General features: G+C 37.6%; 22 protein-coding genes. 18 read left to right on the top strand and 4 right to left on the bottom strand.

Annotation, left to right across the window (positions count from 1 at the left end; all coding sequences use genetic code 11):
- Window positions 1–23: 23 nt before the first annotated feature.
- The 4 genes from F7731_RS04695 (at window position 24) to megL (ending at window position 4,064) form a co-directional block, all read left to right on the top strand.
- Entirely contained in the window at window positions 24–365 is a 342-nt protein-coding gene (locus F7731_RS04695) for a hypothetical protein (protein ID WP_151533596.1), read from the top strand.
- A complete protein-coding gene (locus tag F7731_RS04690; protein WP_151533595.1) occupies window positions 334–555 on the top strand; it encodes a hypothetical protein in 222 nt (73 codons plus the stop codon). Before F7731_RS04695 ends, F7731_RS04690 begins: the two co-directional genes overlap by 32 nt.
- Before the next feature lie 310 nt (window positions 556–865).
- Entirely contained in the window at window positions 866–2,749 is a 1,884-nt protein-coding gene (locus F7731_RS04685) for a sensor domain-containing diguanylate cyclase (RefSeq protein WP_151533594.1), read from the top strand.
- Window positions 2,750–2,876: 127 nt separating this feature from the next.
- A complete protein-coding gene (megL, locus tag F7731_RS04680) occupies window positions 2,877–4,064 on the top strand; it encodes a methionine gamma-lyase (protein ID WP_151533593.1) in 1,188 nt (395 codons plus the stop codon).
- A gap of 272 nt (window positions 4,065–4,336) precedes the next feature.
- On the opposite strand, the gene F7731_RS04675 is transcribed toward megL, so the two are convergent.
- The gene (locus tag F7731_RS04675) at window positions 4,337–4,816 is read right to left on the bottom strand and encodes a GAF domain-containing protein (RefSeq protein WP_151533592.1); all 480 of its coding nucleotides are present in this window, start codon (window positions 4,814–4,816) and stop codon (window positions 4,337–4,339) included.
- Window positions 4,817–4,992: 176 nt separating this feature from the next.
- Between F7731_RS04675 and refZ the strand changes: the two genes are divergently transcribed.
- Window positions 4,993–5,625: a forespore capture DNA-binding protein RefZ gene (gene refZ, locus F7731_RS04670; RefSeq protein ID WP_151533591.1), complete on the top strand. Its 633-nt coding sequence runs from the start codon at window positions 4,993–4,995 to the stop codon at window positions 5,623–5,625.
- A 13-nt stretch (window positions 5,626–5,638) separates the two neighbouring features.
- Here the strand turns inward: refZ and hisJ are convergent, their stop codons facing one another.
- Window positions 5,639–6,442 (bottom strand): histidinol-phosphatase HisJ, encoded by an 804-nt coding sequence (gene hisJ, locus F7731_RS04665; protein WP_151533590.1) that lies wholly within the window; start codon window positions 6,440–6,442, stop codon window positions 5,639–5,641.
- A 241-nt stretch (window positions 6,443–6,683) separates the two neighbouring features.
- On the opposite strand from hisJ, the gene ezrA reads away from it, so the two are divergent.
- Window positions 6,684–8,372: a septation ring formation regulator EzrA gene (gene ezrA / locus F7731_RS04660; protein ID WP_151533589.1), complete on the top strand. Its 1,689-nt coding sequence runs from the start codon at window positions 6,684–6,686 to the stop codon at window positions 8,370–8,372.
- A 311-nt stretch (window positions 8,373–8,683) separates the two neighbouring features.
- On the opposite strand, the gene brnQ is transcribed toward ezrA, so the two are convergent.
- Window positions 8,684–10,015 (bottom strand): branched-chain amino acid transport system II carrier protein, encoded by a 1,332-nt coding sequence (gene brnQ / locus F7731_RS04655; protein WP_151533588.1) that lies wholly within the window; start codon window positions 10,013–10,015, stop codon window positions 8,684–8,686.
- Window positions 10,016–10,327: 312 nt separating this feature from the next.
- Here brnQ and F7731_RS04650 point away from each other — a divergent pair, with 312 nt between their 5' ends.
- The 5 genes from F7731_RS04650 to rarD all read left to right on the top strand — a co-directional run bounded on the left by F7731_RS04650 (window position 10,328) and on the right by rarD (window position 15,888).
- Window positions 10,328–11,470 (top strand): cysteine desulfurase family protein, encoded by a 1,143-nt coding sequence (locus tag F7731_RS04650; protein WP_151533587.1) that lies wholly within the window; start codon window positions 10,328–10,330, stop codon window positions 11,468–11,470.
- A gap of 1 nt (window position 11,471) precedes the next feature.
- Window positions 11,472–12,677 (top strand): tRNA uracil 4-sulfurtransferase ThiI, encoded by a 1,206-nt coding sequence (gene thiI, locus F7731_RS04645; RefSeq protein WP_151533586.1) that lies wholly within the window; start codon window positions 11,472–11,474, stop codon window positions 12,675–12,677.
- Between the two features lie 115 nt (window positions 12,678–12,792).
- A complete protein-coding gene (locus F7731_RS04640) occupies window positions 12,793–12,990 on the top strand; it encodes an alpha/beta-type small acid-soluble spore protein (RefSeq protein ID WP_151533585.1) in 198 nt (65 codons plus the stop codon).
- 205 nt (window positions 12,991–13,195) lie between these two features.
- Window positions 13,196–14,788, top strand: a complete 1,593-nt coding sequence (mbcS, locus tag F7731_RS04635) for an acyl-CoA synthetase MbcS (RefSeq protein WP_151533584.1) — start codon at window positions 13,196–13,198, stop codon at window positions 14,786–14,788.
- A gap of 170 nt (window positions 14,789–14,958) precedes the next feature.
- Window positions 14,959–15,888 (top strand): EamA family transporter RarD, encoded by a 930-nt coding sequence (gene rarD / locus F7731_RS04630; protein ID WP_151533583.1) that lies wholly within the window; start codon window positions 14,959–14,961, stop codon window positions 15,886–15,888.
- Between the two features lie 134 nt (window positions 15,889–16,022).
- Here rarD and F7731_RS04625 read toward each other — a convergent pair whose 3' ends face one another.
- A complete protein-coding gene (locus F7731_RS04625) occupies window positions 16,023–16,823 on the bottom strand; it encodes an NAD kinase (protein WP_151533582.1) in 801 nt (266 codons plus the stop codon).
- Between the two features lie 186 nt (window positions 16,824–17,009).
- On the opposite strand from F7731_RS04625, the gene sppA reads away from it, so the two are divergent.
- The 7 genes from sppA (at window position 17,010) to F7731_RS04590 (ending at window position 23,143) form a co-directional block, all read left to right on the top strand.
- Window positions 17,010–18,020, top strand: a complete 1,011-nt coding sequence (gene sppA / locus F7731_RS04620) for a signal peptide peptidase SppA (RefSeq protein ID WP_151533581.1) — start codon at window positions 17,010–17,012, stop codon at window positions 18,018–18,020.
- An 11-nt stretch (window positions 18,021–18,031) separates the two neighbouring features.
- The gene (locus F7731_RS04615; RefSeq protein ID WP_151533580.1) at window positions 18,032–18,559 is read left to right on the top strand and encodes an RDD family protein; all 528 of its coding nucleotides are present in this window, start codon (window positions 18,032–18,034) and stop codon (window positions 18,557–18,559) included.
- A gap of 306 nt (window positions 18,560–18,865) precedes the next feature.
- Window positions 18,866–19,555, top strand: a complete 690-nt coding sequence (locus F7731_RS04610; protein WP_151533579.1) for a DUF2953 domain-containing protein — start codon at window positions 18,866–18,868, stop codon at window positions 19,553–19,555.
- A gap of 17 nt (window positions 19,556–19,572) precedes the next feature.
- Window positions 19,573–20,040: a GerW family sporulation protein gene (gene ytfJ, locus F7731_RS04605; RefSeq protein ID WP_151533578.1), complete on the top strand. Its 468-nt coding sequence runs from the start codon at window positions 19,573–19,575 to the stop codon at window positions 20,038–20,040.
- Between the two features lie 134 nt (window positions 20,041–20,174).
- Window positions 20,175–20,675 carry a thiol peroxidase gene (gene tpx, locus F7731_RS04600; protein WP_151533577.1) on the top strand — a complete coding sequence of 167 codons (501 nt, stop codon included), beginning with the start codon at window positions 20,175–20,177 and terminating at the stop codon, window positions 20,673–20,675.
- 154 nt (window positions 20,676–20,829) lie between these two features.
- Complete coding sequence (locus F7731_RS04595; protein ID WP_151533576.1) at window positions 20,830–21,813, top strand: class I SAM-dependent methyltransferase; 984 nt, start codon at window positions 20,830–20,832, stop codon at window positions 21,811–21,813.
- 136 nt (window positions 21,814–21,949) lie between these two features.
- A complete protein-coding gene (locus F7731_RS04590) occupies window positions 21,950–23,143 on the top strand; it encodes an acetate kinase (protein WP_151533575.1) in 1,194 nt (397 codons plus the stop codon).
- Window positions 23,144–23,203 lie beyond the last annotated feature (60 nt).

The raw sequence follows: 23,203 nt of genomic DNA, 5'->3' as shown, positions 1-23,203 counted from the left end.
ATTTTAACATAAGAGTGATTTTCATGAATGAATCGATGAAAGAAAAGCGGGCCCGATTTATGTTAATCGGATTTTTTATTCTAGTGACGATTTTTGCGTTCAGTTCTCGATTTGATCGTAAATCAATTGAAAGTGACAATCATCCTCCAGCCGCTTTAGTTTTAGAGCCTGGTATATATCGAACGGATGATCCAATTGTTGCACTTTATACATATAAAAACAACGAACAAATATTAGGCGTATATAAAATAGAAAGTAATAATGACTATAGATTTAAAGCGATACGCACGGTTAAATTAATCAATGCTCCTTATAAATTAGCACCTGATAAAAATGAAAAAGGAAAAAAGAAACATTCAATTTAAGATTCATAAGAGTCCATATGAAGCTTCTTTTGTATATGATGAAGATCAATCAATGGTTACGATTGATAATAGACAGTCATTTACAATCAATGAAAAATCTGCTTCAACAATAGGTGTTTATTCCTTATCGAATGATTGTCTATCATGGTTGGTTATTACAGAAACAGATATTCATATTGCAGCAATGTAGCGTCATAATAAATAAAGCTAAGGTAGTCTCTGTACGACATGAAATAATGGATTATTAAAGTGTGTGTTCAAAAAGGAGGACAAAAAGAGCCGAGAAGTTCAAGGAAGCGCGGCCTTCGAGCACCGGAACGTATGCAATTAATACGTGAGGAGCGGAGAAGCAAGCTGACGCAGAAATTCGACAGCTTTTTGAATTATCTTCTCGAATAAACATTGCACGAAGAAAAAGTGCACTTCTTTTTCGAGGAATTTTTCCCGGACTTTTTGAACAACCTATTAAAGGAAATGGAATGGAAATAGGTGATAAGAAAATGGTAAGAAATGAGCATGAAATGATAATAAAATTGAAAAGTGACCTTTTGGATATCATTGATATTGAAAATGGCTTTTTTGTGTCAGATGATTTATTAAAAAATATGCTCAATGCCATTAAATCCTTAATCAATGCGGAGGAAGCTACCCTTTTTAGCTTAAATAATTGTAAAAATCAATTATTAATAGAAGCCTCTACAAGTGAAAAATTGGAACAAACTAACTGTCCCCAAATTTCGATAGACGCGCTTGAAGTTGAGGCTATACAATCAAATTCCCTTCTGTTTAAATTACCTGGGTTTGAAGCATATGATTTGACGATGATTCTAATGAATAATGACTCTCTTCTTGGAATTTTGGCTATAAAAGGACGGGAAGAAGAGGCCGATCCGTTTTCACATTCCATTCTTGAAGCTATTTGTCAACAAATAGCAAAATTTTTAAATAATATCCGCATTTTAGCTAAAACGGATTCAGAGGAAAAGAGATATAAACAGCTATTTCGCGTAACCGAAAAATTTCATTCTTCGATGAACATGGATGACGTTCTCGGTGAAATTATCCACACATTACAGGAAGTGTATCCAACATTTACTTATTATCTTCTTCTTTCACATGATAATAATAGACTCGAAGACTTGCCGATAAAAGATTTAGAGTATGACAGTGAAAATATTGCAGCATTGCAGGCATATGTAACCGGTACTGTTCAATTGGAAGATTCAGTTCAGAAGAAGAGATCTGTATTATATGCACCTTTAAAAGGAAAACAGGGAGTGTACGGAGTTCTGCAAGTGATTGCGCCGAATACTTTAGTTTTCCCAAATAATGAAGTGGAGTTTATTACTTTATTAGCGAACACAGCTGGAAGTGCTTTGGAAAATGCTCAGCTCTACCAGCAATCAAAGCGTCTTATTACAGATTTAAAATTAATCAATGAAACTTCTCATCGGTTGAACTCGAATTTAAGATTAGCAGAAACGATGGCCTATATGACAGAGCAGATTTCACATTCATTTGAAGCCGAAGAAGTTGGGTTTATTTTATATGTAAAAGATAATCAGCAAATCGATGTTTTGAAGGGAAGTACAGAATTCTTTCATAAGAATGCGGCTGAAGCATATATTCAATTTACAAAAGAAAAAATAGAAAAAGAGCAGGAATCACTTTTTATTGGTGATTTTCAATTAATAGCGGATACGAATGTTAAACAGTATAAATCGATTATGGCAATTCCTATGACCCAATCAGGAGTTTTAAAAGGTTTTGTCCTTGTCATGAGTGAAGCGCCTTATCATTTCTCTTTTGAAACCTTTAAGCTCCTTCAATCGTTAATCCATCACTCCACCCTTGCGATAACAAACTCAATGCTCAGAGAAGAATTAGAAAAAATGGTTGTCACCGATCATTTAACGAAACTTTATTCGCGGAATTATTTAGACGAGAAGATCCACCTATCAATGAATGAAGATCACGAAGGCACGTTTATTTTAGTTGATATTGATAATTTTAAGTCCATTAATGATACATTTGGCCACCAAGTTGGAGACGATGTCATTATTCAAGTGGCTGGCTTAATAAATGATAATATTAGAGGAACAGATATTGGTGCGAGATGGGGCGGGGAAGAACTGGCTATTTATTTGCCGGGTGTATCCTTAATGGCCGGGGTCAATATAGCAGAACGGCTTTTGGAAAAAGTTCGGGAATATTCCAATCCGCGAGTTACGATTTCATGCGGTGTTTCACATTGGAACAGAGGGAAGAAAGATACATATGCTGCATTATTTAAACGAGCTGATAAAGCTTTATATGTAGCGAAACAAACAGGCAAAAATAAAGTCATCGTTCAAGAAAGCGATATTGTAATAGATAAGACCTAGCTCTATATTTTTGAGGGCAGGTCTTTTTCTTTGAAAAAACGTTCAAATCACTATTGTATTCATATCCTAATAGTAGGCAGTTATTATAAAAAGTAATAAAAACATTTACTGAATGAGGAGGAGGGCAATGGAAAGAAAGAAGTTTGTTAACTTTGAAACGAAGCTAATTCATGAAGGGTATGATGCTGAACAATACTGCGGCAGTCTTATACCGCCCATTTTTCAAACCTCTACATTTACTTTTGAGACAGCTCAGCAAGGAGAGCGCCGATTTACCAACGAAGAAGAAGGCTATATTTATTCAAGGCTTGGAAATCCGACCGTTAATATTCTTGAAGAGAGAATGGCCGCTTTAGAATATGGTGAAGCTGCTCTGTGCTTTAGTTCAGGAATGGCTGCTGTATCTGCCACTTTGATTGCACTAACGAAAACGGGGGATCATATTTTATGCTCTCAAGGCGTGTATGGATGTACATTTGGCTTGCTGCAAATGATGAAAGAGAAATATGGGATTAGCCACGATTTCTCCAGTATGGAGACGAAAGCTCAGCTCCTCGAAGCTATTAAACCTGAAACTGTTTACATTTATGTCGAAACACCGATAAACCCAACTATGAAGCTTGTTGACTTACAAATGGTAGCGGAAGTTGCGAAAGAAAGAGGAATACCGGTAGTTGTCGATAATACATTTTGCTCACCTTATTTACAAAATCCAATTAGTTTAGGCTGTGATGTAGTCGTCCACAGTGCCACAAAATATATTGGCGGCCATGGTGATGTAATCGCTGGTGTTGTCATTGGAAATAAGGAATTTATGAAGAAGATTGCAATGACCACACAGAAAGATGTTGGCGGAATTATTTCCCCTTTCGATGCATGGCTCCTGCTGCGTGGCTTAAAATCACTAGCCGTTCGAATGGATCGTCATTGCGACAATGCTGAAAAACTAGCAGACTATTTATTAAGCCACCTTAAAGTGAGGGAAGTTTATTATCCAGGACATACCCACCATTCTGATTTTGCCATAGCCGAAAAGCAAATGAAAAAACCTGGCGGAATGATTTCTTTTTCATTGAAGGGAGATAAGGAAACTGCTCAAACCTTTATGAATGAATTGAAGTTGATCAAGATTGCAGTAAGCTTAGGAGATGCGGAGACATTGATCCAGCATCCTGCAACAATGACCCATGCAGTTGTACCGAAGGAATCAAGAGAAAAAATGGGAATTGATGATGCATTGTTAAGGCTATCAGTCGGTCTTGAATCGTGGGAAGACTTGCGAGATGACATTGAACAGGCTTTAGAAAAAGTGTAATTCGGAAAAACGCGATGAGATCATTCTCGAGTTTGAGAAATGTCTAGCTCCAGCGCCTACCCCCGCCGTACAGGAAGTACTAGTGTCGGCAATGCGACAGAACGTCGCGTTTTTGTCGACCTCGAGGTCACAAGCCAAGCCTGAAAGGTGGAGCTCACCTTTCAGGCTTGGCTTGTGCTTGTCGGGGGTGACCACAAAGGAAAGCTTCTGTGATTAGTCATCGCAGGAACAATAGTCCTTTGATTGTTCCGAAGGCGCTTGCGCTTTTCTGATTACAAATAAGAAACCAATAATTGTGTAAAGTTCTCAAGTTCTTTTTGATCGAGCTCATCAAAGCGATTTTTTTCAGGAGAATCAATATCTAATACGCCTAAAAGGCTGCCGTTTTTGATAAGTGGGATAACAATCTCTGATTGAGAGGCGGCATCACAAGCAATATGTCCAGGGAATTGATGAACATCTTCAACACGGAGCGTTTCCATTTGTTTGGCCGAAGTTCCACAAACCCCTTTGCCAATCGGAATTCGAACACAGGCAGGAAGTCCTTGGAATGGACCTAATACGAGCTCATCATCTTCAAGTAAATAAAATCCAACCCAATTAATTCGGTCTAAAAATTGATTCAACAAGGCAGAAGCATTGCTTAAATTGGCAATTCGATTTGTTTCTCCCTCCAGCAATGCAGCTAACTGTTTTTTCACTAAAGCATAACTTTCTTCGCGAGTTCCGCGATAAGATTCGACGTTAAACACTTAAAAACACCCTTCTTTCTGTCAACATAATTGGATAAAGCTCAAAATTAGAAGAAATAGGCCGTACTTTGTCGGGATTTTTATAAAGGATATGGTGATTTTACCAAGAATGTTTATAGATAACAAGAAATCTGCGCTATTTGACAATTTTTCGAAAAAATGCAGGAGGTGGGTTTATGAGCAGAGATAGCAAAAGGGCAATTGTTAATGCTGCGATTACATTATTTAATGTTAATGGATTTAATGGTACGTCCATCCGCGATATAGCGAAAAAGGCAAAGGTTAATCCGGCCACTATTTCCTATTATTTCGATAACAAGCACGGCTTGCTTGAACACTGTTTTACTATTTTTTTTGAAGGATATGTTAAATGTATTGAGGACGGATTTTCTTTACTTGATAAAGGGGCAGCAAGCTGTTTAAAAAGAATAACAGAAAATATCATGTATTATCAGGTTGAAAATATGTATTTAACAAGGCTTATCTTAAGAGAAATTTCTATCGACTCTCAAATGGTTCGTGAAATAATGTCCACTTATTTGATGAAGGAAAGATTTTATTTGAGTAAAGTATTTGAAAAAGGAATCAAGACGAGAGAGTTCAAAAAACTTACAGCTGATTATTCAATTCTTCAGTTAAAAGGATTTTTAAGCATGCCTTTTTTGAACACTCAATATATGACTGAAGTGCTGCATATATTGCCAAATGAAAAATATTTTGCTGAGAAATATGCCGGGGAGATTTTCCATTGGATCGATGGGGTCGTGTGTAATCCGTTATACGAGCGAATTTACCTTGCTGTAAAGTAGGAAGGAAACCCAATTAGACTTCCTTCATGAATCGCATCAAGTCTAAGCCTTGGCCTAAATCCTTAATTTGATGGGAATCAGATCCATATACTAGGGGGATGCCCCTTTTTATTGCTTCCATAACAACCCAATCAGGAGGATAAGGCTCCCTGCACAACGGCTTAGAAACTCCTGCACCATTGTAATCAAGCTCATAGCCCTTATTGCGGATTGCATCAAGAACCTCCTGTATAAGATCAGTAAAATCCCTTTCAATGGGGAATTTTTTTTGGAACTTTTTCACTAAGGTCATATGGCCGATCCGTTTCGGCTTAAACGGTCCTAAGTCACTATGAATAGATAATAACAATGTTTTAAAATAGCATTCATAAATTTTTTCGCTGGACCCGTATTTTTTAATCATTTGATTAAATACTTCAGGGCTGTAATCTAAACAGTCGTAGTCACTGCCATACCTTAAAAAATGAACCGATAAAATAGCGTCATCTAAAAATTTGCCATACGTATTAAGAAAGCTTGTCGTCTCATGCTCGAATCCTTCGATAAAATCTACTTCAAGTCCCGTATTAATTCGGATCTGTCCAAGATAAATCGATTTCACCCTTGCTACTTCTTCAAAATAAAGTTCAAGCTCTTCCAGTTTCATTGAACTATCCTTCGTAGGGGCTGCATCCGTAAATCCTTTAGGCAAAGGAGCGTGCTCCGTAAAGGAGATTTCTTGAAAGCCTAAAGAAATAGCTCTTTCAACATATCCTTCTAGTGTATCCTTTGTTCCATGGGGGCAAAAGGTAGTATGAATATGCCCATCTTTTTCCATCTGGATATGCACCCTCTTTCGGTAAAATTCAAGAAAAAGCGAAATATTTGTAAAAATAAGTAGCTTAGTGTTCAATTATAGATACAACTTAAGTTTTTTACAATAAATTAGATAAAAAATTGAAATAAATAGTCAAAAAATGTCGTATACATGGTATCATAAAAACATTGAACTGAACATTAATTATAAGTTTACATATAAGGATATTGGCTCGGAAATAGAACAGGGGGCTCTTGGTGAAATGGAATTTATTATTGGCGGCATCGTCATTGTATTCATTTTATTTTTAACAGGATACATATTGAAGAAAAAACATTATAAGGAAATTGATCGGCTCGAAACATGGAAGATGGATATTGTCAATCGCCCTGTTCTTGATGAAATGTCAAAAGTTAAGCAGCTAAATATGACAGGACAAACGGAAGAATTATTTGAACGCTGGAGATCGGAATGGGACGATATCGTTACGGCTCAGCTCCCAAATGTAGAAGAGTTTTTATTTGATGCAGAGGAATATATTGATAAATATCGCTTTAAAAAAGCAAAAAAAGTACAGCAATCGATTGAGAAATATTTAAACGAGATCGAAGATAATATAAAAAAATTATTAAATGAATTGAATGAGCTTGTTGGAAGCGAAGAGAAAAATAGAACAGAAATCGAAGAATTAAAAGATCTATATCGTGAGAGCAAAAAAACTTTGCTTGCCCATAATCACACATTCGGAAAAGCGGCGGACTTGCTTGAGCAGCAGTTAGATGAGACATTCCTGAAATTTGCCGATTTCGACGAAAAAACAGAAAAAGGCAATTATCTTGAAGCGAGAGAAATTGTCATGACGATTAATGCTCAGCTAGAAGAAATCAAATGGAAAATGGAATTAATTCCATCTTTACTTGTTGAATGTCAATCGAAAATCCCATCTCAATTAAAGGACTTAAAAGACGGCTTTAAAGAAATGCAGGAACAAGGATATATTCTTGATCATATCGAATTTGATCAAGAGGTGGATAGACTTGAAAGTGAGGTAACTGCTAACTTAAACCTTGTAGAGATGGCTGATATGACAGATGTTCAAAAACTCATCGACGAGATTAAAGGAAGCATTGATTTTCTATATGAAGTGCTGGAAGCTGAGGTTCATTCGAGGCACTATATTGGCCGGCTGGATGAAGCAACTAGAAGTATGCTTTTTACTAATAAAGAAATTAATAAGCAATTAAAGGCTGAAATTGAAATTGTCCGTCAAAGCTATCATATATCGGAAAAGGATATCATGATCCAGGCAGAACTAGAGAAAAAGTTAAGTCAGCTTTATAAAAGATATGAAATTGTTGAACATCAAATCGCGACCGAAACGACTGCCCATTCAATTCTAAAAACAGAGCTGGATGAAATAAAGACTCAATTAGATGATATTGAGGACGAGCATGTGAAGTTTGCTGAAAAGCTTCAAGCATTAAGAAAAGATGAAATGGCTGCACATGAAAGTCTTAATGATTTAAGAAAAAAACTGGCGGAAACAACTAGGCTTGTATCGAAAAGCAATTTACCTGGACTTCCTCAAGATTATAAATATTTAATGGAAGATGCGAAAGAGAGTATTGAAAATGTAATTATAAAGCTCGAAGAAAAGCCGCTAAATATTCAAACAATCCAGCAATATTTGGAAGTGGCAGTTTTAACAGTAGAAAAGACAGTTAATTCAACTAATGATTTGATTGAAACGGTTATGCTGGTTGAAAAAGTCATTCAATATGGAAATCGCTATCGAAGCAGATACCCTTCTGTAGCGAAAGGATTACAAGATGCTGAAGCTTCATTTAGAGGATTTGATTACAAAGAAGCTCTAGAGCATGCGGCATCTGCGATTGAAGAAATTGATCCTAGCGCAATGAAGAAAATTGAAGAGCTAATAAGTGAAGAATGAAGAAGAGGTGTGCCATTATGGTGCACCTCTTTTCAAATGTCTAGCTCCATAAGGAACACTTCGGCAGCATAATCATCGCACGAGTAAAAGTGCTAGCTTTTAGGAGGAGCGCCTAGCCCCGACGTACAGACGTCGCGTTTTGCCGACCTCGAGGTCATAAGCCAATCCGTCCAAAAGGTTAAAAAGCAACCACTTGGACGGCTCGTTTATACTTGTCGGACTAGCACAGGATGTGCTGACATCGACGTTCGCCACAGGACGTGGCGGTTTTTAGTCGATGTTCCTTTGCAAGGCGCTTGCGCTTATCTAATTTAATCCGTAGTAACTGTTTTTTTCGAATCATGAGAAATTGCTAAGCCGATAAGGCTGCCGATAATAGCTGGAATAATCCATCCGATGCCTTGTTCGTATAGAGGCAAGACATTTTGAAGGAAATGTGTGATGCCAGAAACATTGAGTCCTGCTGCATTTAAACCATCTATCAGTCCAATGAATCCCGTCGGAATAATCGCGCAAATATAAACAGATGACCGCCCGTTAAATAACTTATTCATAAAGGTTAATAAAATTAACACGATGGCCAATGGATAAACAAAGACTAACACAGGCACTGAAAAGCTAATAAGCTGAGAGAGTCCAACATTTGCAATAATCGCACTAAATAACGAGAAAATAACGACGAATGTTTTATAAGAAATTTGCGGCATTAGCTTTGTGAAATATTGTGCACAAGATGTAATAAGACCAATTGCTGTTGTTAAGCAAGCAAAAAGAATAGCTAATGCTAAAATAACAGCCCCTAATGAGCCAAATAAAGCATTTGATGTTTCCGCAAGAATCGAAGCTCCATTTTCTTGTATGCCGATCGCATCAGTACTTGTAGCCCCAATCCATGCAAGAGCCAAGTAGACAAGCGCGAGTGCTACCGCAGCAATAATGCCCGCACGAATGCAGAGCGTTGTAACCATTTTTTTATCTGATATTCCAAAATCTTTAATGGAGGCGACGACAAAGCTTCCGAATACAAGGGCTGCGATGGCATCCATTGTTAAATAACCTTCTAAAAACCCTTTGAAAATCGGTCCGTTAGCATAAACATCATTTGGAGCTTTTAAATCTCCTAATGGAGTAATGAAACTTTTTATTGCGAATATAGCTAAAACAATTAAAAGGGCAGGTGTTAAGATTTTGCCGATTCGATCCACCAATTTTGTTGGGTTTAATGACAGCCATAATGTAACCGCAAAATAAAGAATCGAAAATATCGCTAATGTTACACCGGAGTTTGCGGCAGTTTCTGATAAAAATGGGACAACACCAATTTCATACGAAACTGTTCCAGTACGGGGGATGGCGAATAATGGACCGATAACTAAATATAAAATGACCGTGAAAACTACTGCAAAAATTGGATGCACTCTGCTCGCCAATGTTTCTAGATCCCCAACTTTTGAAATGGCGATTACTCCTAGTAGTGGGAGTCCTACTCCTGTAACTAGGAAGCCGATGATAGCTGGCCAAAAATTGCTTCCCGCCTGTTGGGCAAGAAATGGTGGGAAAATCATATTTCCTGCACCGAAAAAAAGTGCAAATAACATGAGGCCGACGGGTATCATCTGCTTTACAGATAATTCCTTATTCATAGTTTGCGCTTCCTCCTATTTTGAATATCTAAATGTTTTGATAATTCATCGGATGTCTGCTCAAGCGAAGTACATATTTTTAAATCTTTTACATACTAACACAAAAAATAAAAAAATTGTCGAAATTTATCAAAGTATCAATTTTGTGTATATTAAAATAATGGTGAATAAAAAGATAAAACACAGATTTTTTTACTTGAAAAGTTTTGTTTTCAATCATTGATAAATATGATATGATTTACAAGTTTATTATTGGTTAACTAGAATTGGGGCCCCCACCCCCGCTGTGGAAATAGATAGGAGGGGAATAGAATGATTTATTTTGATAATAGTTCAACAACGAAACCTTATAGTGAAGTATTGGATTCCTTTCGCAAAGTTTCAGAGGAATACTTCGGCAATCCATCGTCCTTGCATGGCTTAGGTGCTCAATCGGAGAAGCTTTTATCTCAAGCAAGGGAGCAAATGGCAAGGCTTTTGGATGTTCAAATAAATGAAATTTACTTTACATCGGGTGGGACAGAGAGCAATAATATCGCCATTAAAGGGACGGCCCTCATGCACAAAGGCAGAGGACGGCATCTCATTACAACTGAGATTGAGCATCCATCTGTCCGAGAATCGATGGAGCAATTAAAGGAGCTTGGCTTTCGTATCACATATGTACCAGTTGATCAAAATGGTATTGTTAAGCTTTCGGAGATCGAGAAAGCCATATGTGACGATACTATTTTAGTTTCTGTTATGCATGTCAATAATGAGATTGGCTCCATTCAGCCGATTCAAGAAATCGGACAACTACTTAAACAATATTCCAAAATTCTCTTCCATGTTGATTTTGTACAAGGAATTGGAAAGGTACCTCTAGATCTTCGTGCAAGTCATGTGGATTTATGTACGATTTCTGGACATAAATTCCATGGTTTAAAAGGGACTGGGGTTTTATATATCCGCAATGGAGTAAAAATTTCTTCGCTAATTTCAGGCGGAGGACAGGAATGGAAGCTTCGCAGCGGAACCGAAAATGTGGCCGGAATGGTCGCGATGGCAAAAGCGCTTAGACTGACTCTTCAAAAGCAAAATGAGTGCTTAAATAATATGTTAAAAATAAAGGATTTTTTAAGGAGGGAATTGGAAATGATAGAAGGGGTTACAATTCATACCCCTGCTTTCCAATCTGCTCCCCATATATTAAATTTTTCAATACAGGGATTTAAAGCGGAAGTTTTTGTTCACGCTCTCGAAGAAAAAGGCATATTTGCGTCGACGACAAGTGCCTGCTCATCAAAAAGGCAAAAGGCAAGTAATACATTGCTTGCGATGGGGATTCCTGAAGAGGAAGCAATGAGTGCGATACGGATTAGCTTATCCTATCAGAATACCCTTAATGAGGCGGAACAATTTATTGCTGCAGTAAACGAAGCCGTTGGAAGGCTAAGAAAGGTAATGAAATAAGATGAATTATGATCGTATTTTAATCCGTTATGGAGAATTATCACTTAAAGGAAAAAATCGTAAATTATTTATTGATAAATTGAAAAAAAATATTAAACGAGTGCTTAGAGATTTTGAAAACATTCAGATTGAAGCAAGTAGAGAGAGAATGTTTATACTATTAAATGGTAACGACGGGAGTGAAATCGTTAACCGCTTAAAAAGTATATTTGGCATTCAATCGTTTAGCCCAGCTGTAAAAGTGGAAAAAGATTTAGAAAAAATGAAAGAAACAGCTCTAGCACTTTTTCAAAAAAATTATAAGCCTGGTCAAACTTTTAAAATTACAACAAAAAGATCAGATAAAAACTTTTTCATGCGTACGAATGAAATTAATCATACATTCGGATCGCATTTACTTCAAAATGTTGAAGGCTTAAAGGTGAATGTGAAGAATCCTGATGTAAACCTCCTAATTGAAGTGAGACATGAAGCTGCTTATATGACGTGTGAGACAATACAAGGAGCTGGTGGGCTCCCGATCGGCTCCAGCGGAAAAGCGATGCTTATGCTCTCCGGAGGGATTGATAGCCCAGTAGCCGGATACCTCTCGATGAAAAGAGGACTAAATATTGAAGCCGTTCACTTCTATAGTCCACCATTTACAAGTGAAAGATCTAAACAAAAGGTCATTGATTTAACGGAAAAGCTAGCGCAAATTAGTGGAGGAGTGACGCTCCATATTGTTCCATTTACTGAAATTCAGCAACTGATTCAACAAACCATCCCAGAAAACTACTCGATGACGACAACGAGAAGACTGATGCTTCGAATCACAGATGAAATTCGGAAGAAGCGTGACGGATTAGCGATTATTACAGGAGAAAGTCTCGGACAAGTAGCGAGTCAAACGCTTGAAAGCATGTATGCTATTAATGATGTCACGAATACTCCGATTATTCGTCCCTTAATTACCATGGATAAAACAGAGATTATTGATATTGCATGTGATATTGATACATTTGATATTTCTAATCGTCCATATGAGGATTGCTGTACCGTATTTGTTCCATCCTCCCCGAAAACAAAGCCGAGACGTGATAAAGTTCGCCATTTTGAGAGTAATACAGATTATGAGCCACTTATTGCAAGAGCCGTTGAAAACGTGGAGAAGATTCGAATTAAGCCTCAAAGCTCAAAGCAGGAATTGTTTGAGGATTTATTTTAAAAGAAGATAAAAAGTTATTAGGAAATACAGGTGTTCATACCAACAATTACTAATAAATATTTGAATACAGGCATGTGATTCTACACATTCTATACTTACAAGGAGGTGAAATCACATGCCAAACAACTCTAATCAACTAGTAGTCGCTGGAGTACAACAAGCTCTTGATCAAATGAAGTTTGAAATTGCAAACGAGTTTGGTGTTAACCTTGGTGCAGACACAACTTCTCGTGCCAACGGTTCAGTAGGAGGAGAAATCACTAAGCGTTTAGTTCAAATGGCTGAACAACAATTAGGCGGTTCCCACCAATAATTAAAAAATAAATAATATATATGGCTACATGGAGCAGGATTCGATTCCTGCTCCTTTATTGTTTTGTCTATTCTAGTTTCCCTCATCAATATAGGTAAAAACTTTCCCTTGAAATAAAAAATTTTAAATTTAAAAATAATTTAGTATAATAACTTTTAAGTGAATATGCGCAAAAACAGAATTACATACTCGAGGGGGAAAACGAATGAAGCGTGAAGAATTATTGGCACCGAAACAATATAATTTAGTAGTTGAAATGGAGCGTTTTGCTAGCGACCCGGACAGGCTCGCTCTTAAATGGGAAAATGAACTTGGGGAAAAGAAAGAAGTCACATACAATGAATTGCTGAAAAATGCGAATAAAATCGGGAACGTTTTTCTCGAGAATGGTTTGAAAAAGGGCGATGTGCTTCTAATTATCGTTCCACGACTTATTGAAGCATACCAAGTATACATAGCAGCATTAAAGGCAGGTCTCGTTGTGATTCCAAGCTCTGAAATGCTGCGAACAAAAGATCTCCAATATCGAATTACACATGGAGATGTAAAGGGGATCGTTAGTTATTTTCCATATGTTGATCAATTCGAACATATAAAGGAAGCTGAATGTTTGCCGAAATTTGTGATCGGAGCCCTTGATCCGAAAGAGCAATGGATTGATTTAGATCAAGCGATGGAATCTTCTTCTAATGAGCTTCCTTTAGCGAATACAAGTAATGATGATATGGCATTCCTTTCTTATACATCTGGTACTACTGGAAATCCGAAAGGGGTTGTCCACACGCATGGCTGGGCATATGCGCATCTTCGTACAGCAGCACCAAACTGGCTCTGCATTGAAGAAGGAGACACGGTTTGGGCAACTGCTGGACCAGGGTGGCAAAAGTGGATTTGGAGCCCGTTCTTATCTGTTCTAGGATCGGGAGCTACTGGCTTAGTATACAATGGAAAATTTGAGGCGGAAAAATACTTACAGCTTCTACAGGACTATCAAGTCAACGTATTATGTTGTACACCGACTGAGTATCGGATTATGGCAAAAGCCGACAATATTCATGATTACAAGCTTCCAAATCTTCGCAGTGCCGTATCAGCAGGAGAACCTTTAAATAGTGAAGTAATTGACACATTTAAGAAGCATTTTAATATTGATGTTCGAGATGGATATGGACAAACTGAAAATACACTGCTTGTAGGAATTACTCAAGGAATGGATTTAAAGGCGGGTTCTATGGGCAAACCAACTCCAGGAAATAGAGTAGAAATTATTAATGAATTTGGCGATCCTTGTGGTGTGAACGAAGTCGGGGACATCGCTGTTCATATCAAGACGCCGGCTTTATTCAAAAACTATTACAAGGATCCTGAAAGAACAGCTATGCAATTCCGCGGAGATTATTATATTACTGGGGATAAAGCAAAAAAAGATGAAGAAGGCTACTTCTGGTTTGAAGGCCGTGGAGACGATATCATCATTAGTTCAGGCTATACGATCGGGCCATTCGAGGTAGAGGATGCCCTTGTCAAACATCCATTTGTGAAAGAATGTGCCGTCGTTGCTAGCCCTGATGAAGTTCGTGGAAATATCGTTAAAGCATTTGTCGTTTTACGGGATGGGGTGAATGAAGAAGAGTCTAATATTGTGAAAGCTCTTCAAGAGCATGTCAAGGAACTGACAGCTCCATATAAGTATCCGCGCAAAATTGAATTTCTACAAGAGTTGCCAAAAACAACATCAGGCAAAATCCGCCGTGTTGACCTAAGAAAACAGGAACTGGAAGCAGCGGCAAATAAATAGATAGCAAAAATGCAGGCGCTAGTCGCCTGTATTTTTCTATGTAAGATAAGAGGAAGCTTATCCTTTTACGAGAAAATTTTATTGAATGGAAAAATTAAAAGATTGCCTGCATCTTTCAGTACGATTTATAATATAAATATTTCGATACTAGAAAGAGTTGAGGAGTATAAATGAAAAACAATGAAGTCAAAATAGGAGTCATTCATGCTGGCTTATCCTATTTTATCTGGGGATTATTACCGATTTATTGGAAGTTTCTAAATCATGTGAATGCTGACGAAATATTAATAAACCGAATTTTTTGGTCTTTTTTCTTCATGGTAGGCGTACTGCTTATTACGAAAAAATGGGGAGAATTTCTTCAAGTATTAAGAGGATTTCGAACGAATAGAAAACAGCTATATGCGCTCATCATTGCATCTTTGCTCATTAGCTGCAACTGGTTTATTTATATTTGGGCGGTAAATACGGATCAAATTATCGAGGCTAGCCTTGGTTATTATATCAACCCGCTTGTGAGCGTGTTATTAGGAATGATTGTCTTTAGGGAGAAATTATCTTCATCACAATACGTATCCTTTGTTATTGCGTTTGTTGGCGTCCTTATCTTAACTATTTCTTATGGAGAATTCCCGTGGATTTCTATTTTACTCGCATTATCCTTTGGCTTATACGGATTGTCCAAAAAAATGATAAAAGTCGATTCTGCGATCGGTTTAACGCTGGAAACTCTCGTTGTCACACCGATATCATTCATGTATATGGTCTTTCTTTTCTTCAAGGGAACACAATCGTTTTTATCGGTCTCCATTGGCACGGATTTATTATTAATTGGAGCAGGGGCAGCAACAGCGATTCCGCTTTTATATTTCGCTAAAGGTGCGCAAAAAATACCGATGTCCACGCTTGGGTTTTTGCAATTTATTGCCCCGACAATCTCGTTAATTCTCGGTGTATTTCTCTATCATGAGTCATTTACGAGAACCCATTTAATTTCGTTTATTTTCATCTGGTTGGCCATCACTATTTTTTCACTTTCTAAAACAAAGCTGTTTATCCATTTTGAGACGAAGAAAAAAGGAAATAGTCTTGGTGTTTAGAAATGTTAATCAAAAAAGGAGCTGTTCCGAAAAAAGGAAAGCTCCTTTTTTGTTATCGCAGATTAACGGGCTGTAAGACTCCCCCATCAAGAAAATGAGGTAAACAAATCCTAAGTACTGAATGAAGTTTCACATTATAAAAATGTTCTTTTAACCTTTTCCCAAAATGAGTTATCTTTTAGTTTGACAGTTTTTATTTGCTTTCCACTAAGTTGGATATCGATTTTTTCGACATGCTGGATGCTCAGCGCCTCATTATCCATTCCCATCGTTGGATGCTCATTCCCGTCTTGAACAACACCTAATGTTAATTTTCTTTCTCCACTTAAAATAAAGGAAGAACCGAGTGTACGATAGCGATTATTGTTTAAGGAAGCCATTTCACTTACCTGTAGGCAAGGAAGAAGCGGATCAACAATAGAGCCTCGTAAAGATTTATTATACGCTGTGCTTCCAGTTGGAGTGGCTACAACCATCCCGTCTCCGCGAAAGGTCTCGAAATGAAAATCATCAATAAAAACATCTAATACGAATGTCTTAATGATAGGAGATCGAATGCTGAATTCATTTAAGCAATAAAATGAAGTTTGGTTATCAATCATTACCTCGATGGTCGGGTAGCGGCGAACTTCGACCTTTTCATTCGCCATCGCTTCCATAATTTGATCCGTATCATCAATATGGAAGTCACAATACAAACTAGGGCTATCAAGAGTAGAGATTCCTACATATAAACAATCTTCTCTGAATCCAGTTTTTCTTACAGCTTGTAAAAATGCACCGTCACCACCGATGCTTGCAATAATATTTGCACTATTGTAATCTGTGACGATATTAAAATCCTGTGACAGAGCCAGCTTATGGAGGGAAGCAACTTTCTCTTTCATATCAGGATGGTCTTTATAAAAAAAATAGACATTTCGGCGATTAGGCATATTCATTCCTCCAAAAAATAGTAATAATTATAGCAAAGATTAACAACAGTTTTGAAAAGTTTGGTATGATATCAGCAATCAGTTTACACTTTTTTGAAACGTTTTTAAAGATTCATTCGTATGAATGGCTGGGGCACGATAAAAAGTATCGTAAACTTTCGTCTAATGAATAGGAGGATTAACAATATGAATGGGAAACGCTGGGCCGCATTAGGGATTGCGGGGGCATTATTTATTTTCTCGATTGTGACAAGTTTTCTGACTGGGCTAGCATTTAAAGATTTTAAAACGTCGTTTACCGACATGTTTGCAACGAGCAGCAATGGATTTGCCGAGGAAGTAGTCGAAGAGGGAAATCAAATGAAAAAAATCGTCATTCTTGACGTCGATGGAGTGATTCAAGATACGGGAGAAGCGACCTCTCTATTTACTTCTGCAGGATATAATCATAAAGGATTTATGAAAAAGCTTAAGCAGGTAAAAGAGGATTCATCCGTGAAGGGGATCATCCTTCGTGTAAATACTCCAGGTGGCGGAGTTGTCGAAAGTGCGGAAATCCACGATAAAATCAAGGAAATCCAAGCGGAAACGAAAAAGCCAATCTACATATCAATGGGTTCGATGGCTGCTTCAGGCGGATATTATATTTCAGCCCCAGCAGATAAAATTTTTGCTAGTCAAGAAACGTTGACAGGCTCTCTTGGGGTAATTATGCAAAGCGTTAATTATGCTGGACTTGCTGAAAAATACGGGGTTGATTTTGTGACAATTAAAAGCGGACCGTACAAAGATATTATGAGTCCTTCTCGAGAAATGACAGGTGAAGAAAGAGACATTCTTCAATCGATGATCGACAGCTCTTATGCTGGCTTCGTCAAGGTGATTTCCGAAGGGCGCAATATTCCTGCTGCAAAGGTGAAAGAGATTGCCGATGGAAGGGTTTATGATGGCAGGCAAGCACTGCAATTTAATTTAATTGATGGCTTCGGTTATTTAGATGATGTCATTGAAACGATGAAAAAGGATCATAAGCTGAAAGACGCACAGGTTGTTAGATATTCAGAAAATCTTGGCTTTGGCTCTATATTTAGTATGGGAGCACAAAAAATCATGGGGAATGATATCGAAATGGCTGGCTTAATGAAACTATTGTCACAGCCGAATTCACCGCGCCTCATGTATTTATATGCAGAATAGGAGGGGCAAAGATGACGTCAAATCAATCCGAGGACAAAATGGAACAGCATTTTGATCATGAAGAAATACAGTTAAATAAGACAGAAGCTGCCGATCATGATGCTATCGATCGGAACGTAGAAACGACTGTCCGTTTTGCAGGCTTTTGGATGAGATTTTGGGCATATTTATTAGACCTAATTGTCATCGGCAGCATTGATCGATTATTGATTAATCCGATCTTTAGGATATTAGATATTCCATTAACGGAATTTAATATGTTCGCACCTATTTCGATAGCAACGGCCATTACGTTTTATGCTTATTTTATTCTCATGACACGCTACTTTAGCCAAACATTAGGAAAAATGGTCTTCGGGCTAAAGGTTGTTAATTTGAATGGACAGCAATTGACTTGGGGAACGATTATTTTCCGCGAATGGATTGGCCGATTTATTTCTGCAGCCATTATGATTGGTTACTTAGTTGTTGCCTTCTTGCCTAAAAAACAAGGGCTGCACGATATTTTTACAGATACGACTGTTGTCCATGAAAATTAAATAATCCATTAATAAACCTGTTAGGCAAATAAAAGCTTAACAGGTTTATTTTCCCTTTCGGCGGAAATAATAAAGTGAAACTTCAATCAGTGGGGGGGCATCCCCCACTAATTGTTAGTTGAACCAATCACGCTAAAAGCGCCACGTCCTGTGGCTTTCGCCTGACTAGGACATCCTGTCCGTCGTCGGGCCTTTACGGGCTGTTAGATCTGCCACTTGGAAGTTTTTGCTTTTCTCAACTTCTTAAAGTGGAGTCTTACAGCCCGTTATTCTGCGATAAAATTGGCTGAAAGGTTGTGAACTTATTTGAAATGGGTTCTTATTGCCATTATCATTTTTGTCATAATTTTCATCACCATTCTTTTTTCAAAATTAAAGGTTTATTTCCGTTATGATCACCTTAATGATGATGATCATATAAAAGTTGAATTTAGGGCATGGTTCGGTTTGATCCGATATAAAATTGAAATGCCGCTCATCAAAATTGATGATAATTCACCGACTGTTGTTGTTAAGCAAGAAAAAAGTATGAAGCAGGAATCAGTTAATAAGGACACGAAACAGTTTGGTGCGCAGGACCTTTTGAATTATTTTCATGATGTAAAAGCCATTCTTCATAGTGTCGTATCCCTTAATCGCATCATTAAAAAGTTTTTGCGGAAAGTTACTATTCGTCAATTTGATTGGCATACGTCATTTGGACTTGGGGATGCTGCTTATACTGGTATGTTTACTGGTGCTTTTTGGGCAATGAAAGGAAGCATCATTGGTGTGATTAGCCATTTTATGAAATTGAAAACGCCTCCAAACTTAAGCATTACACCTCAATTTCAATTTGCCTTATCGCAAACATCCATTTCGTGTATTTTTTATTTTCGAATCGGACATGCTATGTTAGCGGGAATAAAATTGATGAAATATTGGAAAGGCGGAAGAACTATATTTCGAACAAAGTCATTATCTGCCTTATCTAATAATAAAACTAAATCTATGTAGAAGAGGGGGCGCATTATATGTCTGACCATCCAATTCAAGGACTAATGACTACTGCTATGGAAAATTTGAAAGAAATGATTGATGTCAATACGATTATCGGTGACCCTGTGGAAACACCAGATGGCAGTGTCATTTTAACTGTTTCTAAGGTTGGATTCGGTTTTGCCGCTGGCGGAAGTGAATTTAAGCTTGAGGGACAATCCAATAGCAACGGGCAGGGGCAAGGTGGAGGTCACCCATTCGGCGGCGGAAGCGGTGGCGGAGTTTCTATTACTCCGATTGCCTTTCTCATTGTTAGTTCAAGCGGTGTAAAAATGGTGCACTTAGATGAGAGCACACATTTATACGAGCGGATTCTTGATCTTGCTCCTCAAGCTGTCGATAAGATTCAACAAATGTTTAAAAATAAAAACAATCAAGGTAGCAGCCAAAATCAAACACAAACAAATGAATACGATGGACCGAAGCATGATTTGAATATTTGAGCTTAAAAAGTTAACTTTCCGTTACATAGGAAGTTAACTTTTTTAATGAATATTTACAGTCAATTAAATTGCAAAAATTTTCATAAAAAGATATATTTACAATGTACATAACTTAGTTTAAGGAGATGGATCGAATGGCGAATATTACGTTTAAAGGTAATCCTGTAACACTATTAGGTAATGAGGTTAAGGTAGGAGATAAAGCTCCTGAATTTACAGTTCTTGCAAACGACTTATCACCAGTAACTCTTGCTGACTCCAAAGGACAAGTACGTTTAATTAGCGTTGTCCCTTCTATTGATACGGGCGTATGCGATGCGCAAACTCGTCGTTTTAACGAAGAAGCTGCAAAATTAGATAATGTCAAAGTTTTAACTGTAAGTGTGGATCTTCCTTTCGCACAAAAACGCTGGTGTGCAGCAGCTGGTATCGAAAATGTGCAAACAGTTTCTGACCATCGCGATCTTTCCTTTGGGGAAGCATACGGCGTAGCGATCCAAGAACTTCGTCTATTAGCTCGTGCTGTATTTGTTGTCGATTCAAATGACACAGTTACTTACGCAGAATATGTAAGCGAAGCAACTGACCATCCAAACTACGAAGCAGCAGTAGAGGCTGCAAAGCAAGCGAATTAATAGGAAAAGCGTAAACGCTGCAGCTAGACAATAATAAATGTAAGGCCCTTGGATTTTTTCCAAGGGTTTTTTATATATTCTAACCATCAAACTTGTGAACTGCCGGGAAGCCCTGTAAAATAGGACAGTAGATTAGAATCGGGAGGAACGGATTATGACTAGAACTCCGGTTGAGGAATTGTTTACAGTTTTCAATGAAACCGCCATGGTTATTCAGGAAGAACTATCATGTACATATTTAGAAGCTCTAGCGGAAACTGGAGAAAATATTTTTCATGGTAGTGTCATTCAAGAAGAATTAAGCGAAATAACGGAAAAAAGATTAAAAAACAGTTATAAAACCATTAATCTTGAAATGTTTTCTAAAGAAGATATTCGCAAATCCTTTCAGCTTGCTATTCTTAAAGGAATGAAGGAGATCATTCAGCCGAATCACCAAATGACGCCTGACGCAGTTGGATTACTCATTGGATATTTAGTAAATAAATTTGTGCCCAAAAATGACTTTCATCTTTTGGACCCAGCAGTGGGTACGGGAAATTTATTAACAACAGTTATCAATCAGCAGCAAAACAAAAATGTTCAGGCGACTGGCATTGATATTGATGATATTTTAATTAAGCTTAGTTATGTTAATGCCAATTTACAGGCGCATCCGATCCAATTTTTCAATCAAGACAGTTTAGAGCCACTGTTTATTGAAGAAGCGGATGCTGTAGTTAGTGATCTGCCTGTAGGCTACTATCCAAATGATGTAAGAGCCGCTGAATATGAAATAAAGGCTGATCAAGGTCATACATATGCACACCATTTGTTTATAGAGCAAAGTATGCGCCATATTAAAGAGGGAGGATATTTATTTTTCATCGTTCCTAATACTTTATTTGAAAGTGAGCAGGCACCAAAGCTTCACGAATATATAAAGAGGCACGCAAATATTCAAGCTCTTTTACAATTACCGCTTTCATTATTTAAAAATGAGAAGGCAGCCAAAAGTATTTTTATTCTTCAAAAGAAGGGCGAAGATGTGAAGCCCCCAAAACAGGTACTGCTTGCTAATCTGCCGACCTTATCCAAAACTAATGAAGTAGAAAAAATCCTGCAAAAAATTGATGGTTGGTATAAAGAAAATAAGTAGAAAGAAGCCAGATTTTTAGGCTTCTTTCTTCATATCAAGCTTTTTACTTTAATATCTAAAGAGAAAAAAAGTCCGTGTTGCACAAAATAAGGGATAACTACTATTAGTGTGAATGTAAAAAGGAGCGTTAGAAAAAATGGCAATCATCATAGCGATAAACGCCGGCAGTTCTTCGGTGAAGTTTCAATTATTTGATATGCCGAGTGAAAAGGTCATTACAAAAGGATTAATTGAGCGGATTGGACTGAAGAATGGTCTATTTAATATCGTTGCAAATGGAGAAAAAATAAAAGAAATAGTTGATATCCCCAATCATGAAGTAGCTGTTTCTCTTTTACTAAATAAATTAACATCATTAAACATTATTCATTCATTAAATGAAATTGAAGGCATTGGCCATCGGGTCGCTCATGGAGGAGAGGAGTTTACGGACTCGGCTGTTATTACTGATGAGGTACAGGAAAAAATTGCAGCTTATTCGGAGCTTGCGCCTCTCCATAATCCAGCAAATCTTGCGGGAATTAAAGCATTTAAGCAAGTGCTCCCAAATATACCTACAGTAGCCGTATTTGATACAGCTTTCCATCAAACGATGCCGGAGAGCTCTTTCTTATATAGTCTCCCATATGAATATTACAAAAGATATCACATCCGAAAATATGGATTTCATGGCACATCCCATAAATACGTATCACAGCGTGCTGCCATCATGCTCGGCCGCTCGCTTAGTCAATTAAGGTTAATTTCCTGTCATCTTGGGAATGGAGCAAGCATCGCGGCTATTCAAGGTGGGAAATCGCTTGATACGTCCATGGGATTCACTCCGCTTGCTGGTGTAACGATGGGAACACGGTCGGGAAATATCGATCCAGCGTTAATCCCTTTTATTATGGAAAAAACAAATAAAACAGCTGACGAAGTATTAGATATATTAAACAAAAAGAGCGGCATGCTTGCATTATCTGGGTTTTCAAGTGATATGCGTGATATTGAAACAGAAGCAGAGGATGGAAATGAAAGGGCGGAATTAGCACTCGAAGTGTTTGCTAATAAAATTCATAAATATATAGGTTCATACGCTGCCCGAATGTCAGGGGTGGACGCTATCATTTTTACTGCTGGAATTGGAGAAAACAGCGATGTCATCCGTGAGCGGATATTAAAGGGGCTAGAATTTATGGGAATCTATTGGGATCCGGATTTAAATAGAGTACGGGGAGAGGAAATATTTATTAACTTCCCACATTCTCCGGTTAAAGTACTTGTCATTCCAACGAATGAAGAAGTAATGATTGCCCGCGATGTTATCAGATTAGCCAATATACAATGAAGAAATTCCCATTTTAGTTATGCTATACTATAATAAAATTCGCCAAGGCAGATTTACGCC

Source organism: Cytobacillus depressus (genome assembly GCF_008923245.1).
Lineage (GTDB): Bacteria > Bacillota > Bacilli > Bacillales > Cytobacillaceae > Cytobacillus > Cytobacillus depressus.
Note: the sequence above shows the minus strand (reverse complement) of the source record. Positions and strands in the feature narration are given on the sequence as shown.